Annotated in this window: 14 protein-coding genes and 1 pseudogene; 13 read left to right on the top strand and 2 right to left on the bottom strand. The window is 48.8% G+C overall.

Annotated features, from left to right (window positions below):
* Nucleotides 1–126 precede the first annotated feature (126 nt).
* The gene (locus tag HUU10_14755; protein ID NUQ82862.1) at nucleotides 127–963 is read left to right on the top strand and encodes a fructosamine kinase family protein; all 837 of its coding nucleotides are present in this window, start codon (nucleotides 127–129) and stop codon (nucleotides 961–963) included.
* A 46-nt stretch (nucleotides 964–1,009) separates the two neighbouring features.
* Nucleotides 1,010–3,436, top strand: coding sequence for a carboxypeptidase-like regulatory domain-containing protein (locus tag HUU10_14750; protein NUQ82861.1), 2,427 nt, complete (start codon nucleotides 1,010–1,012; stop codon nucleotides 3,434–3,436).
* Here the strand turns inward: HUU10_14750 and HUU10_14745 are convergent, their stop codons facing one another.
* A complete protein-coding gene (locus HUU10_14745) occupies nucleotides 3,437–4,345 on the bottom strand; it encodes a pirin family protein (protein ID NUQ82860.1) in 909 nt (302 codons plus the stop codon).
* A 191-nt stretch (nucleotides 4,346–4,536) separates the two neighbouring features.
* Here HUU10_14745 and HUU10_14740 point away from each other — a divergent pair.
* Nucleotides 4,537–6,000: pseudogene (locus tag HUU10_14740) on the top strand (oligopeptide transporter, OPT family).
* Nucleotides 5,986–6,696 carry an OPT/YSL family transporter gene (locus HUU10_14735; GenBank protein ID NUQ82859.1) on the top strand — a complete coding sequence of 237 codons (711 nt, stop codon included), beginning with the start codon at nucleotides 5,986–5,988 and terminating at the stop codon, nucleotides 6,694–6,696. The pseudogene HUU10_14740 and the gene HUU10_14735 overlap by 15 nt, the downstream one beginning before the upstream one ends.
* A 619-nt stretch (nucleotides 6,697–7,315) precedes the next feature.
* Here the strand turns inward: HUU10_14735 and HUU10_14730 are convergent.
* The gene (locus HUU10_14730) at nucleotides 7,316–7,948 is read right to left on the bottom strand and encodes a hemolysin III family protein (protein ID NUQ82858.1); all 633 of its coding nucleotides are present in this window, start codon (nucleotides 7,946–7,948) and stop codon (nucleotides 7,316–7,318) included.
* 277 nt (nucleotides 7,949–8,225) lie between these two features.
* On the opposite strand from HUU10_14730, the gene HUU10_14725 reads away from it, so the two are divergent.
* From HUU10_14725 to HUU10_14685, 9 genes are all read left to right on the top strand, one after another.
* The gene (locus tag HUU10_14725; GenBank protein NUQ82857.1) at nucleotides 8,226–8,498 is read left to right on the top strand and encodes a hypothetical protein; all 273 of its coding nucleotides are present in this window, start codon (nucleotides 8,226–8,228) and stop codon (nucleotides 8,496–8,498) included.
* 67 nt (nucleotides 8,499–8,565) lie between these two features.
* Nucleotides 8,566–9,414 (top strand): serine acetyltransferase, encoded by an 849-nt coding sequence (locus HUU10_14720; GenBank protein NUQ82856.1) that lies wholly within the window; start codon nucleotides 8,566–8,568, stop codon nucleotides 9,412–9,414.
* Nucleotides 9,415–9,611: 197 nt separating this feature from the next.
* Nucleotides 9,612–10,526: a cysteine synthase A gene (cysK, locus tag HUU10_14715; GenBank protein NUQ82855.1), complete on the top strand. Its 915-nt coding sequence runs from the start codon at nucleotides 9,612–9,614 to the stop codon at nucleotides 10,524–10,526.
* A 1,033-nt stretch (nucleotides 10,527–11,559) separates the two neighbouring features.
* The gene (locus HUU10_14710) at nucleotides 11,560–11,760 is read left to right on the top strand and encodes a hypothetical protein (GenBank protein ID NUQ82854.1); all 201 of its coding nucleotides are present in this window, start codon (nucleotides 11,560–11,562) and stop codon (nucleotides 11,758–11,760) included.
* Nucleotides 11,753–12,208 carry a hypothetical protein gene (locus tag HUU10_14705; protein NUQ82853.1) on the top strand — a complete coding sequence of 152 codons (456 nt, stop codon included), beginning with the start codon at nucleotides 11,753–11,755 and terminating at the stop codon, nucleotides 12,206–12,208. Before HUU10_14710 ends, HUU10_14705 begins: the two co-directional genes overlap by 8 nt.
* On the top strand, nucleotides 12,205–12,717 hold the full coding sequence (locus HUU10_14700) for a hypothetical protein (protein ID NUQ82852.1): 513 nt from the start codon (nucleotides 12,205–12,207) through the stop codon (nucleotides 12,715–12,717). Before HUU10_14705 ends, HUU10_14700 begins: the two co-directional genes overlap by 4 nt.
* Before the next feature lie 173 nt (nucleotides 12,718–12,890).
* A complete protein-coding gene (locus tag HUU10_14695; GenBank protein ID NUQ82851.1) occupies nucleotides 12,891–13,169 on the top strand; it encodes a hypothetical protein in 279 nt (92 codons plus the stop codon).
* Nucleotides 13,135–13,986, top strand: coding sequence for an RHS repeat-associated core domain-containing protein (locus tag HUU10_14690; GenBank protein ID NUQ82850.1), 852 nt, complete (start codon nucleotides 13,135–13,137; stop codon nucleotides 13,984–13,986). The genes HUU10_14695 and HUU10_14690 overlap by 35 nt, the downstream gene beginning before the upstream one ends.
* Before the next feature lie 536 nt (nucleotides 13,987–14,522).
* On the top strand, nucleotides 14,523–14,881 hold a 359-nt coding region (locus HUU10_14685), incomplete at its 3' end, for a hypothetical protein (GenBank protein NUQ82849.1).

Raw genomic sequence — 14,881 nt, 5'->3', positions numbered from 1 at the left:
CCCGATCCGGATCAACAAATACCGTTCAATGAATCCCGTCTGCTGACCTCATTCTGTGATCGGCATCTTCCGGTATTGTACCTTTGAACAACCAGACAGGTGACAAACATTCTTGTACCAACCCGTATGATCACCATTGCAGACATCACCAATCTTCAGCCGGCATCCGGATCGGGGTTTAATCAGCTCTACACCGGCCGGTTCGGATTCCGTGACGTTTTTATCAAAGTAGCAGGGTCTGCAGACCAGACAGCTGCGCTGAAGGGGGAGTCGATCGGGCTGCGCAAACTGGCCGGAACCGGAACCATCCGTATTCCAGAGGTCATTCAATTGCAAACCGATAACCTGCCCGCCTACCTCATGATGGAAAGGATCGGAAAAGGCAATCCTGGACCCGCTTTCTGGGAGCTGTTTGGCAGACAACTGGCAGACCTTCACCGGGTTTCGGCACCCACCTTTGGTTTTGATGAAGCCACCTTTTGCGGAAATGTGTCCATGGACAATTCCTTCCGGTCCGGCTGGAATTCGTTTTACTTTGAAAACCGTTTAGAACCCACATTCAGGTGGTGTTATGACCACGGACTGTTTGCAGATACAGATTTTGGTATTTTCCGCCGGTTCTCCAACTGGTTTCTGGCAGACTGCCGCTTTCCCGAAGAACCACCTTCTCTCATTCATGGTGACTTGTGGAGTGGCAATTTTCTTGTGGATGAACAAGGTCGGCCCGTCCTGATTGATCCGAGCGTCTGTTTCGGACACCGGGAGATCGATCTTGGCATGTCTGAATTATTTGGCGGATTCGATCGGCGTTTCTACCGTGCCTATGAAGAGTCCTTTCCGCTCGCAGAAGGATGGCCTCAAAGAAGACCTCTGGCTCAGCTGTTTCACCTTCTTCTGCACGTCAGACTCTTTGGTGGCGGTTACCGATCACAGACCTTGTCGGCAATGAAACAATATGGGTAAGGCCCCGGCCGAAACCCCATCCTTTTTCTGACGTACACCGCATTCCATGAAAACCACCTTTATCTCCCTCCTTCTTGCTGCGTCACTTCCTGTCATTGCCCAATCCACCCGCCAGGCCAGAGTCACCGATCAGTTGACCGGAGAGCCACTGGTGGCTGCCACCATCCGGTACGGACTGACCGGAACGGGAACAATCACCAATGCAGAAGGTTATTTCGACTATCCGACCACCCTGTCTCCCCTGATTATCAGCTACGTGGGATACCGGACTGATACCATTCAGGTCACGACTACGGGGCCGACCAGCATTTCACTGGTTCCCATGGACATCCGGATGCCCGAAATTGTAGTGGCTGGAGATCAGGATCCGGCACTGGCTATCATCCGCGAGGCCATTAACCGTAAATCATTGCACAACCGTGGTCTGAAATCTTTCACCTTTTCAGCCTACTCCAAATCGGTGTTATACTCCGATAAAAAGCCGGCCTTTGTACAGGAAGTATTGCTCGATGGGGTGGCTGAACCCGGTAAGCCGCTGAAGGAATTTATCCGCTCGGTGAGAAAAACCGAAAATATGAAGAAATCGGTCTCTGCCCCCACCCTCAATGAATTTCCGGACTTGTATCAGAACCGGATTACCTTTAATGATGATCTGACCATCATTCTGCCGCTGGCAACCGATGCCTTTTCCTTTTATACCTACCGCCTGGAATCCGTCCGGACCGATAATCAGCAGACTTTTTACCAGATCCGGGTCATTCCGCTCAGCAACGAACTGCCGCTGGTGGAAGGCAGTCTGACCATTGATGGAAACACCTATGCACTGGCCGGTGCCGATTTATCAAACGGAAAGGGAGTTCGGTTCCCCTATCTGGAAGGATTGCTGTACCGGGTGAAACAGGTTTTTCATCTGCAGGATGGATTCTGGATTCCCGGTTACACAGAAAACCGGGTGGCCTTTACTATCAATCTGGGCGGACTGATCCGGCTGGATGAGCTCGATTTCAGACAGACCTACACGCTCACCGATGTGAAGATCAATACCGAGATCCCCGACCCTGTGAAAAAGGCCAACCGGTCGGTGTATGGCGGGTACACGACCGACACGTCGACCCCTGCCGAGAAACCCCGCTGGATGCAGAATCAGCGCACCAAAAAACCGGTGGATGAACAAATCCTTCGGCGCCGGCCTGCCGAAAAGCCCATGGAACTCACTCCGGCCGCCATGGATTCCATTCGACCGGTTCCCCTTACCGGACCCGAACTGATAGCTTTCCGGGAACTGGATTCAACGAAAACACTCGAAACCCTGATAAAACCGGAAGGCCCGCTGGCGGGTCTGGCCACCGTCAGTACCGGTGATCAGGAAAAGGAAAGTCCTTCCTGGTGGGAGTGGGCAAAAAAACTGGCAGGATTTAGAAATAACCGGGTGGAAGGATTGGTTCCCACCCTGTCCTTTGACTATGATTCGCTGAAATCTCCCTGGTACTTTAAATCCACCGGGGGGTATGCCCTGGCCATGAAACAACCCGTTGGGGAATTCACCACCGGCTGGTACTCCGGTTCCGATTTCCTCGACCATGCATGGGTGTCAGCCTTTCACCGGGCGGGTTCCACGCGCCAGGTCAGCCTGTATCAGCCGGTCCTTGTCACCATCACCCAATCGGTCCTGAATGCCGATCCATGGGATTATGTGGTGGAATCCGGCTGGTCTGCCGGTTTCCGGTACTATCCGGCTGATTCGGTTTCCCTGTATGCTGGCTTACGGGATTTCACCGTCAGTCATGAACGGGCCCATCGCCCATGGTCGGTTTTTAACCGGAGGCTGACACGGCTCAATCCTTCTTTCGCGGAAGGACGTGACCGGCAGGTGACGCTTGGCGGATGGTGGCTGTCTGATCTGGACGGATTTGATCCGGCGTTACAGGATGGGTTTCGGGCCGATGTGGTTCTGTCCTCACCCGCACTCGGGAGTGATTTCTCCTACACGCGGCTGAATCTGGCGGGGCAGGTACGAATAAAAACCTTTTTCAGCGAAGCCCTGCTTTCACCCGACCTGACCATCCGGGCAGCGTATTCGGGTGTCTGGGGAGCCACCGATACCCGTTTGCTGGGTCAACCGGAAACAGCTCTGCGCGGATTCTCCCTCCCCGGTACTTTTATCGGACTTCATCCCGGTGAAGTGGCCGCCACTCAACTGGGAAGTGTGTGGATCAGTCATAACTGGCGGGGTGTGTTGTTTCAGGGATCCTGGCTGAAACCTCTGCGGGAAAAAGCCATTGAAGTTCAAACCTTTGCCGGCATCGTCAACGGAAAATCCAACCAGAATCTGACAGGCGGAAAGATGTTAAACCTTCCGTACGGTGAAGCGGGAATCGGAATCAGCCGGTTATTCGGATTTCTGTCTGCAAATACAGCATGGACCACCCGGAATGAATGGGTCTGGTCGGTCGGGTTTGGGGTGTTGTTCTGATCAGCGGTAATTAGCCGGATTGGGAACCATCGGCTGCCCGTTGGCCACCGGTCGCCCTTTGCCGAAGCAACCATTCCGGTAATCGCGGATCGCTTCGTAGATTTCACCCGGATGATTCATGACAAACGGTCCGTGGCGAAGAAAAGGTTCGCTGAGCATTTCTCCTGCAAAGAGCAACCCTTCCAGTCCTTCCTCTCCCGCTTTCAGCCGGATGAGTTCACCGTTGTGATTCCACTGCACCAGTTCTCCGCGGCTTACTTTCCAGGTGCCTGCTTTTCCGGTTCCGCGGAATGCGTAGAAAACACATTGCCAGTCAGAGGTAACCGGCAGATCAAGTTCACAGTTGCCTTCCAGGGTCAGATGGGTGAAAAGCAGAGGAGTCCAGGTGATGACCGGACCGGTCACTCCCAGGCAGGATCCGGCAATCACGCGGATGTGAAGTCCGGATTCCTCGTCTTGAACCACCGGCAAATCGTTTCCGCAAAATTCCTGAATTCTGGGTTCCACCCGTTTAAAACGGGAAGGCAGATTGATCCACAACTGAAACCCATGAACCCGACCGCCTTGTGTCAGGATGGGTTCGGAGGGAAATTCTGAATGAATCACCCCATCCCCGGCGGTCAGCCACTGCACGCAACCGGGTCCGGTGGTGGCAGAATAACCAGAATCATCGCGGTGAACAATTTCACCTTCGAGAATGTAAGTGACCGTTTCAATTCCGCGGTGCGGATGGTCAGGCGCTCCTTTGGCCTCGCCGGGACCGGGTGAAGCCGGACCGAATTCATCCAATTGAATAAACGGATCAAGCTGATGAATATCACCGACAGGAAACGGGCGTCTGGCAAGAAAGCCTTCCCCTTCAAGCACTTCAACCGTTGGCAGAACACGGGAAACCGACCGGAATTTCATGAGGACTCAGAAAAAGGGGGTTAAGGTTTTTATCATTCGCATCCGATCAGAAAGGTAATAACTTTCCCCGATGATTCACAGAATGATGAAACGGACCGAATGACAGGCTGCCACGGATCTGTTTGATTTGTCTGCCTTGTGTGTATTTTAGCACCTTTCTAAACTGATCTACAACCTGTTCAGGAGTTGGCATGTCTGCAAATCCCTCGCCCGATCCTCAGACCACAACAAACGGATCCGCTTTCAAACCTTACATTTCAGCAAAAGATTTCATCCCTGAGTTTACCTTAAAATCCATTCTTCTGGGAGCCTTTTTCGGCGTGCTTTTCGGAGCCGCCACGGTATACCTGGGTCTGAAGGTGGGTCTGACGGTATCGGCCTCGATTCCAATCGCCGTTCTGGCTATTTCCGTTTTCAAGTATTTCGGGAAATCGACCATTCTTGAAAACAACATTGTTCAGACCATCGGGTCTGCCGGTGAATCGGTGGCGGCCGGGGTTGTCTTCACCATTCCTGCCCTGATGTTCCTGGCCGGCGGGATCAACTATTTCCACTACTTCCAGATTTTCGTGCTGGCTTTGGCAGGCGGAATTCTGGGTGTGTTATTTATGATTCCCCTTCGCCGGTATCTGATTGTAAAGGAACACGGTAAACTTCCCTATCCGGAAGGAACGGCCTGCGGTGAAGTACTCGTCGCCGGGGAGAAAGGTGGAGAACTGGCCACCAAGGTGTACATGGGTCTCGGCATCGGGTTTCTCTATAAGCTGCTCATGAACATTTTCGGTTTATGGAAAGAAGTCCCTACTTACACCACCGACCGGAAAGGGGTGTACCCGAACGCACAGGCCTCCATCGAAGTGACACCTGAATTGCTCGGTGTCGGCTACATCATCGGTCCGCGTATCTCTGGCGTCATGGTTGCCGGGGGCGTTCTGAGCGCGCTGGTTCTCGTTCCCATGATCACCATGTTTGCTGAAGGCCTCAGCCAGGTAATGAAACCGGGTATCGGTGAAAAACTAATCGGAGAGATGAGTTTTGGTGAAATCCGGTCAGGCTACGTCCGGTATATCGGCGCAGGTGCTGTTGCTTTTGCCGGTATTATTACCCTGCTCCGGACCCTTCCGACCATCATTTCTTCCTTCCGTGACAGCGTCAAGGATCTGTCGGCCATGCGCAAACAGGGGGAAGCCGGCTTTGTGGAACGTCTGCGTACCGAAAAAGACCTGCCCATCATCTGGACGGTTATCGGGTCGGTCGGATTGGTCATTTTCATGGCTGTGATTCCTTCCATTCCGGTTAATTTCCTCACAGGCATTCTGATCATCATTTTCGGATTCTTCTTCGTCACGGTGTCGAGCCGGATTGTCGGTCTGATCGGATCGTCTTCCAATCCGATTTCGGGGATGACCATTGCCACACTCATGGGAACCTGTCTGATCTTCGTGGGTGCCGGCTGGACGGGTGATTTCTACCAGCCCATGGCCCTGGTTGTCGGATCCATCGTCTGTATAGCCGCAGCCAATGCCGGAGCCACCAGTCAGGATCTGAAAACCGGATTTATCGTAGGTGCCACTCCCAGCAGTCAGCAGATCGGTCTGATCATCGGTGTGCTGGCGTCGGTAACCGTGATTGGCGGCACCATGTTGCTGCTGAATGATTCCTTTACCGAGTATAAACAGTTTTCCACCCCGGGCGTTCAGATTACTGAACCATTGGATCGTACGCAGGAAGGTCCGGATGGCAAGGAATACCTCGTTTATCAGAATCCGAAAACCAGCGGAGCGGTAAGTGAAGGTCTGTATCTGGTCGATCCGGCCAGCCGGGAAATTGCCTACCGTGTCGAGCCGGGTATCGGAAGCAAGGACATGCCAGCCCCGCAGGCCACACTGATGGCCACCATTATCAAAGGCATGCTCAGCCAGGAACTGCCCTGGGGTCTGATCATTCTCGGGATGCTGATTGCGCTGATGGTAGAACTGCTTGGTGTGCCTTCACTGGCCTTTGCAGTGGGCTCTTACCTTCCCCTTTCCACCACCGCGCCCATTTTCGTCGGCGGACTGATTAAGGGACTGGTCGATAAATCCAAAGGCGGATCGGAAGAATCCGAAGTCGGTTCCGGTACGTTGCTCTCATCCGGCCTGATTGCCGGTGGGGCGTTAACCGGTATTCTGATTGCCGTTCTGCGGAGCAAGGATATTTCACCATTCGATGACCAGACCATTGCCGAGTTTCTGGCCTTCGGACATAAAATCGGTCTTGGTGAAGCCATGGGCTACGCAGGCGATTTCATGTCCCTCGCCTTCTTTGGTGTACTTGGCTATTTCCTCTACAAGGTTGCTGTGAAGAAGTGAGTTGTGATTAGTGATTGGTGATGGAAAAACCCGGACCCCGAGTGCCGAATCCGGTGGCTGCATTTCGACTTCGCTTGGTCCCTGAGCTGGTCGAAGGGCAATGACCAAAGTTTACCCCGATGAAATCGGGGAAGCCACAAGGATGATGTTCTGAAAGTCCGGTACTGATGGATATCGAGGGGACAAGGGTTTTTCCAGTTAAGAGTTAATGGTTAAAAGTTAAAAGAACATACAATAAATCAGTGATTTGTGAGCAGCCCCTCGACTCCGCTCGGGGACCGGAAACAGTAAAACCCACACAAACAGTGTCATCCCGGACTTGATCCGGGATCTCTGCATTTAAAAAAAGCACGTTAACTACATTATTAAATTCTGGATTCCGGCTTTCGCCGGAATGACAGATTATGTGATGATTCCGGCTTTTCCGTCAGTTCCGGACGTTTCGCGCCGGAATGACAGTTGGGTGTTTTTATCAGCAAAACCCTTCAATAAACCCTCACCCATTCCCTCTCCGGCGGAGAGGGTGAAATTCTGAGTTCTGAATTCGGAATTCTGTATTCTATTCTGACTCCTGACTCCTGACTGCTGGCTGCTGGCTGCTGGCTTCTGGCTGCCCCCCTCACACGGCCAGCACAATGGCCAGATAGTGCTGAATGCTTCCGCCGAGAACGAACAAATGCCAGACCGAGTGGAAGTATGGAATGCGCTTGATCACATAGAAAATCACGCCAAGCGAATACGTCAATCCACCCGAAAAGAGTAAAATGAGACTGTGGTTGGGAATGCTGTTCATGATCTGAGGAAAGGCAATGACACACAGCCAACCCATTCCCAGGTAAATCACCGGCGACACCCATTTCATCTGGTGAATGAGAAACAGTTTCAGAATAATGCCGGTGATGGCCAGCCCCCAGATCACCCCGAATATGCTCCATCCCCATGCCCCGCCCACAAAGGCAAGCATGAACGGCGTGTAGGTTCCGGCAATGAGAATGAAAATCGCCGAATGATCAACCACCTTCAGAAAAGCCTTCGCACGGGGATTGGTGATGGCATGGTACAAGGTGGAAGCCAGATACAGGGCAATCAATGACACCCCGAAAATGGTGAAACTGACCACGTGGATGGTGGTTCCATTCACCGCAGCGACGACAATCAGAATCACAAGTCCGGCAATGGCCAGGGCCACACCGATTCCATGCGTGACGCTATTGGCAATTTCTTCGCCAAGCGAGTAAGGTTTTTTATCCATAAACTCTTTCAATTTTTCTTCAAGGTCGTGTATTTCAGGATCAGACGCTCTTTTTTACAGGTTGTTTCATCCTGCCAGACAGAACCATGATGAAAAATGATGATTCAATGACATGCCAGACGGAACCTCCAATCTGTTCTGTAATTTTTCGTTATATTGAGCGACCAACTGTTTATTATGAACCCATATCATCACAACCAAACCTTAACGTGAGGTGGGTAGCTATCAGAAAAGACAGGATCGAAAACTGTTTCCTGAAAAGTAGGTATCTTTAAACATGATCAGATCACTTTGGCTGCGCTTTATCGGATCCTGCAGAGAAAGCACACTTCTGGCTTCCCGCGCTCTGGATGGCCGCCTGCCAGTTGGAACCCGCCTTCGTCTTTTTGCGCATCACCTTTCCTGCAAAGCCTGCCAGGCCTACGCACGCCAGCTTAAACAGATCAGGCACCTGATCCGGAACGGACCCGATCCGGCTGACTCGGTATCTGTCCATCTGACGGATGACCAGAAGCAGGCCATGAAAAATCACCTGAAGTCAAATACTTAAGATTTTTTTACCCTCTGTTTGGAACTCGTAGAAGCGCTTTTTAATTTTGACATCAAAGTACAGATAAATGAGCGTTACCGACACCCCCACTATTACTTCCGGATTGGTTCAGCAGTTAGCCGGCTATCATCAGTCGGTTCATGGCATGGGAATCCAGCGTCCGGTGGTCATTTCAACCATTGAGTGGTTGCTGAGGTTGTTGTTTCCACAGCATGGTGATGGCGATCCCCTGTCGGGTGAGGATGTGGCACGTGAACTGGACCATCTTGCCAGTCAGATTGCCTTTGTGATGGAACCGTTGATTCCTTCTCCCGGGGCAGTGACGCGTGAATTCTTCCATCAGTTGCCTTCCATCCACCAGCAACTGCTCGACGATGCCACTGCTTTATACGACGGAGATCCGGCGGCTGCCAGTGTGGATGAAGTGATTTCGACCTATCCCGGCTTTCTGGCCATGTCCTGTTACCGCATTGCCAATTGGTTTCATGGACAGGGTGTTCCGCTGCTTCCCCGTATGGTGACCGAGTACGCCCACGAGAAAACCGGCATCGATATACACCCTGGTGCCACCATCGGAGCATCGCTTTGCATCGATCACGGGACCGGGATTGTCATTGGTGAAACCAGTGTGATCGGAAACCATGTAAAATTGTATCAGGGTGTGACACTTGGTGCACTCAGTGTTGACAAAAGCCAGTCCCAAACCAAACGGCATCCCACACTCGAAGACCGGGTGGTTGTCTATGCAGGCGCCACTATTCTTGGTGGTTCCACCACCATCGGTCATGATTCGGTCATCGGCGGAAACGTCTGGCTGACCGAGTCAGTGGCCCCCTTTTCGGTGGTCTACCACAAAAGTGAAGTCAGAATCAGAAACAGCCGAGAAATCGCGCCGATTCTGGATTTTCAGATATGATTCATTGCAACAGACCCATATTCGCTTCCTTCTGTTGCTGCACACCGTGTTGCGGGTGATCCCGCATATCATTTTTTCTCCCCGGACTTTGTCGTTTTTTTTTATCACCCTTCCCTGCAGGAATGGGTTCTGCACGGACAGATCCATACGATCCGGTCCGCCCTTTACGATATAAATAATTACTGAAAGGAACCTCCATGCCATTTCAAAACATCCTCCAAACCATCGGGAATACCCCGCATGTAAAACTGAACCGGTTGTTTGCCAGTCACCCGGTTACGGTCTATTCCAAACTGGAACGTGCCAATCCGGGTGCCAGCATCAAAGACCGGATCGCTCTGAGCATGATTGAAGATGCCGAAGCCAAAGGTATTCTTAAGCCAGAATCCATCATCGTGGAACCGACCTCGGGCAACACTGGTATCGGTCTGGCCATGGTCGCTGCCGTGAAAGGATATAAGCTCGTTCTGGTCATGCCCGAGTCCATGTCGGTGGAACGCCGCAAGGTCATGGCTGCTTACGGTGCCACCTTCGAACTGACTCCACGTGAAAAAGGAATGAAAGGGGCCATCGAAAAGGCCAAGGAACTCGTCGCCTCCACCCCGAATGCCTGGATGCCCATGCAGTTCGACAATCCGGCCAACATTGATGTACACGTGAAAACCACGGCTGAAGAAATTCTGAAAGACTTCCCTAATGGGGTCGATGTGGTGATCACCGGTGTGGGTACCGGCGGACATATCACCGGGGTGGCACAGGTATTAAAAGCAAAATTCCCCAAGACCAAGGTGTTTGCAGTTGAACCAGCCTTGTCACCGGTTATCAGCGGCGGCCAGCCGGGTCCGCACCCGATTCAGGGCATTGGTGCCGGATTCATTCCCTCAAACCTTCACACCTCTTTGCTGGATGGCGTGATTCAGGTGACCAAAGAAGAAGCGTTCGACTTTGCTCAGCGGTCTGCCCGGGAAGAAGGCATTTTCATTGGAATTTCATCGGGTGCCTCGCTGGCAGCTGTTTCCAAAAAGATCAGTGAAATTCCGGCCGGATCCACGGTTCTGACATTCTGCTACGATACCGGCGAACGCTATCTCTCCATCGACGGACTGTATTGATCGTGGTAAGCAAAGAGTAGTGATTGGTGATTGGAAAAACCCGGACCCTGAGGTGAAAGTTTACCCCGATGAAGTCGGGGAAGGGACAAGGGTTTTTCCAGTGACGAGTAACGCGTGACCAGGGAACAGTGATCAGCCCCTCGACACCGGTCACTGAGAGTAGTCGAAGTGCAGGGACCGAAATCAGTAAAACCCGGACCCCGAGTGATCCGACCGCAGGGAGGATTATATCGAGGGGACAAGGGTTTTCCAGTGACAAGTGACGAGTGATGAGAAATCAGAAATCAGTAAATACTTGTGTTTTGAGATTGGAAAAAACCGGTGGCTGAGGGTCTCGAAGCCAAAGGTTTTTTCCAGTGACGAGTGACGCGTGACGAGTATCGAGAAAATACCAGTGATTGGTAAAGATCATTACTGTAGGGGCGGTTACACCAACCCGTAAAAATCCACTGTGTTGGTTTTTGCCGACATCGGCCAGCCCGGCGCCCTTGTGAGCGGAGATCCCGTTAAGACCGAATCTGCTGTCTGAGGACTGTCCGTCTTGAGCCGGACTTTCAGCGGCAGGACGAGTTCAGATTCGGTTAGGGTCGGAGCGATAACAAGAAGCCAAAGGGCGGGCGGGCTTGGGCGGTTCCCGAGCGGAGCCGAGGGATGGGTACTTTTTCAGCTGAAAAAGTAATCCTGCGGAGCAAACCAAACTTGCAGTAAACTTTTGTGCAGTGATAAAAGATAAACCCCAACCTCCTCAACCTCCCCACCAAAGCCACCTTTTCTGGTGGAACGACACAAATAGATTTACTCGGCCTCTGGTGCTAAATTGGCGAAAGCAGTTACCATTCCATCCTTAACGACCCAAAGGATTATTGAGGCGAAGCCGAAGTCTGGTACACTGAGCCGGTCGAAGTGCGGCGTAAGACGGACGCATGAAAACGAGTTCGGGTTAAATTAGTATCACTACGAGGCCCGTTTCTATGTCGGAGCGAAGCGGAGATCCGGCTCAAGACGGAATCCTGCGATAGGCCGGTGGTGGGCGGTGGATCCGGCGGATGAGAATTATTCACTATATTGCTATACGTTTAACAATCCTGTTGTAAATATTGATCCAAACGGTAAAGCAACCTTTAAGTTAATTGTAACTGGACCAGACGGTAAGCCAGCCTATGTATTAGTAACCTCAATTATTGAGGTTACAGGTAAATGGAACGGTCAGGATATTGATCAAAAAGATGGCTGATGCAATGGCTAATTCCACGATGCAGAAACTAAATGATAGTGCGAAAAAGGGGAATCTGACTGATAATGGATTGCCAGTACAATTCGAGGTAGTTACACTGGCGGTTAACAAATTTTCAAACGATCTTATGACTCACAAAGTTGAGTTTGCGCCAATTGCACAGGGTAATGTTGCAGAAGTAACACAGATATACATTAAGGACTCAAATAATAAAACTGTGCTTAAACCAAATTTACAAGGCAAAATTGATTCGAATGATAATATTGATGTCGTAGTCCACGAATTTTCACATTTCGTCGGATTACCCGATCGGTACATAAAAGATGGTAATGGAAACGCGCATTCGCTGCAAGGATTTGAATTCGATTTTATGGGAGCGGATGTTTCAATGCCTTATACTGAACCAAGTACATTACAGATGGCTGTTAAAAATTTGGAACAAAGATGAAAAGTCTCTCAAAACTAATACTACTCATTTCTTGTGCATGTTTCATAAATTGTTCCGAAAGTAGAATTTATTCTTATGGGGACATTACTAGTAAATTGATAATAAAAAAAGATTGGAATTCTTGGAACTTAATTAATCGTTTGAACGATTTATCCATTATCCAACTTTATTATGAAAATAATGATAGTAATTTTGTTTATATTATGGATAGCATTTTTACTTTAAATAAAGATGTGGAATTTTATGATAAGTTGTTAAGGTCATCTCGATTGAATCTTAAACTATTGGGAATATTTGGTTATAAATATTTTGGATTTAATAATACTAAGCCCATCAAAATGGAGTGTGGTGATTTAGAAATATTGTGTAAAAGAAATGATGAAGTAAGTGAGGGTTACTGTCTTTACTCTTTAGAGTACTTTATAAGAGATATAAATTATGACCATCAGAATAAAAGATTCATTTTTGATGAAATAGTTATAAAGGAAGGTGAATGGCTACCTGAATAAGGCGTTCATTCTAAATTTATTCATGCTCCCCACCAAAGCCACCTTTTCTGGTGGAACGATCGAATGGATTTACTCGGCTTCGGGTGCTAAATTGGCGAAGATCATCACCGTGGGAACGGGAACACCCACCCAAAGACTTATTGAGGCGGAGCTGAAATCCGGCTTTGACGGATGTGAACGGATTCGAATACCTGACCAACGGTGAAACACATTTTACCATGGATGAAGGCCGGATGCGCCCCACCACTCCCGGTGGAACGACCTACCGGTACGAGTTTGATCTGAAGGATCACTTGGGCAACACCCGTATGACCCTGACCGATGCCAACAACAATGGACTTTTCGATAATTATGCTGCAGAGGTCTTACAAGCTGATTATGCGAAGCATCCGGCGTTAGACGGACTATCCTTTTGGTATGCGCATTACCCGGAAACTCTCTACCTCAGATAATAAATACACTTACAACGGCAAGGAGCATGAAAACGAGTTCGGGTTAAATTGGTATCACTACGGAGCGAGATACTACGATCCAGCCATAGGCCGGTGGTGGGCGGTGGATCCGGCAAGAGAATTTCACTCTCCGTATTTGTTTTCAGCTAACAGCCCAATTGTGTACTCCGATCCAGATGGTAAGGAAACGATGAATAATGTTCAGTACAATTATGCCGTTGGAAATTTGGTTCGAATTTTTCAAACATTGCATATTGCAGATATGTACAATCTAGGATACCAAGCAAATAGTCAAACAGATGGTGGAATTTACCTGAAACCCAATTTTGATTTAAGTAAGGTATCCGATTCACCGATTTACAAGCGAGCTACTTTCTTAGACAATCTTATTGCTGGTTCACTCGGAATAATAACTGGATTTGATCAATCAGTAAATACTATAGCCTCAGATCCTGTCACACAGCCTCTTGTCAATATTTCTCTTTCGAAGCAGGAAAAATTGGATTTTACAATTACAGGATTTGATTATAAATATAAAAAGGATGACCCAACACAAACAAGGGTAGTAGTAACTATTCTTATAACACGTTCTGACGGTTCAACAACTGATTTAGGTACCATGGATATGGACAAGGTAGTTTTTGAAAAGTTATTTGAAATTGAAAAATTGTATGCTGCCGGGGAGGAAGCTAAAAAACAGGGGCAGACTGATGGCAACAAGGGAAAACCAAGTGAAGGCAATTTATGGCAGTCAATGAATAACTTTTTTAGCAGTTTAAAAGGTTTTTTTAATTTCGATTCGGAGAAAAAACTATGATGATACCTATAGCAAGCTCATTTTTTTATTTTTATGTGATAATTTTTTCCATTTTAATATCTATATACCTTATTCTAAATAAATTAAAGTATATGAAAAAGTGGATAAAAATATTCCTTTTTATATTCTTAATAATTTCGATAATAGATATAACTTATTTTATCATTTCCTATAATAATGCCAGCTACATCCAATCCAGTGTGCATGATAGTTTAAAACACCCTACTGAAAATTTAATTGGGATTGAACGAACAAGACATACTGTTGATTATCATGGAAGAAATGACACGATTTCCGAATTTCATGCAAGATTTTTTATTTTTAATTATGGAGATTCTGAGATAATAGGAACTAGGGATTTTCGTTGGTATGAACGATTTTACAAAAAATATCTAATAACATTCAAGCGATCAAAAGGAAAATTCAATAGACAAAAGTAACAATACTTCAAATAAGAATTAATTGTCTAATCACCAAGAAAGGTAAAATCACTTCTGGCCCCATCAACCGCGCAATTTGTCCGGATCAGGCTCGAGGTGGGTAATACCCTCCCGGCCAACTCACTGGAATACGCCTTGTTCGATAATGTGCAACTCATCGAACAGGCCGCCTACGCTTACGATGCCAATGACAACATGACAGCCGATGCCAACAAAGGCATGAGCCTGGAATACAACCTCCTCAACCTCCCCACCAAAGCCACCTTTTCTGGTGGAACGATCGAATGGATTTACACCGCCTCGGGTGCTAAATTGGCGAAGATCATTACCGTGGGAACGGGAACACCCACCCACATGAGAGGTTTTTCCATCAGTTTGGTATCAATCATCAACTGTTTAATCAAAACCAGATACAACACTATCGTATTTTTAGATGTTACAGAGAATAAAAATTA

This window comes from Bacteroidota bacterium (assembly GCA_013360915.1).
Taxonomy (GTDB): Bacteria; Bacteroidota; JABWAT01; order JABWAT01; family JABWAT01; genus JABWAT01.
Note: the sequence above shows the minus strand (reverse complement) of the source record. Positions and strands in the feature narration are given on the sequence as shown.

Bases quoted from the DNA above. Each gene is read 5' to 3' on its own strand.
- HUU10_14720 (NUQ82856.1), top strand. From the start codon at position 8,566: ATGAGCGTTACCGACACCCCCACTATTACTTCCGGATTGGTTCAGCAG.
- HUU10_14755 (NUQ82862.1), top strand. From the start codon at position 127: ATGATCACCATTGCAGACATCACCAATCTTCAGCCGGCATCCGGATCG.
- HUU10_14725 (NUQ82857.1), top strand. From the start codon at position 8,226: ATGATCAGATCACTTTGGCTGCGCTTTATCGGATCCTGCAGAGAAAGC.
- HUU10_14705 (NUQ82853.1), top strand. From the start codon at position 11,753: ATGGCTGATGCAATGGCTAATTCCACGATGCAGAAACTAAATGATAGT.
- HUU10_14730 (NUQ82858.1), bottom strand. From the start codon at position 7,948: ATGGATAAAAAACCTTACTCGCTTGGCGAAGAAATTGCCAATAGCGTC.
- HUU10_14745 (NUQ82860.1), bottom strand. From the start codon at position 4,345: ATGAAATTCCGGTCGGTTTCCCGTGTTCTGCCAACGGTTGAAGTGCTT.
- HUU10_14735 (NUQ82859.1), top strand. From the start codon at position 5,986: ATGTTGCTGCTGAATGATTCCTTTACCGAGTATAAACAGTTTTCCACC.
- HUU10_14700 (NUQ82852.1), top strand. From the start codon at position 12,205: ATGAAAAGTCTCTCAAAACTAATACTACTCATTTCTTGTGCATGTTTC.
- HUU10_14750 (NUQ82861.1), top strand. From the start codon at position 1,010: ATGAAAACCACCTTTATCTCCCTCCTTCTTGCTGCGTCACTTCCTGTC.
- cysK (NUQ82855.1), top strand. From the start codon at position 9,612: ATGCCATTTCAAAACATCCTCCAAACCATCGGGAATACCCCGCATGTA.
- HUU10_14690 (NUQ82850.1), top strand. From the start codon at position 13,135: ATGCGCATTACCCGGAAACTCTCTACCTCAGATAATAAATACACTTAC.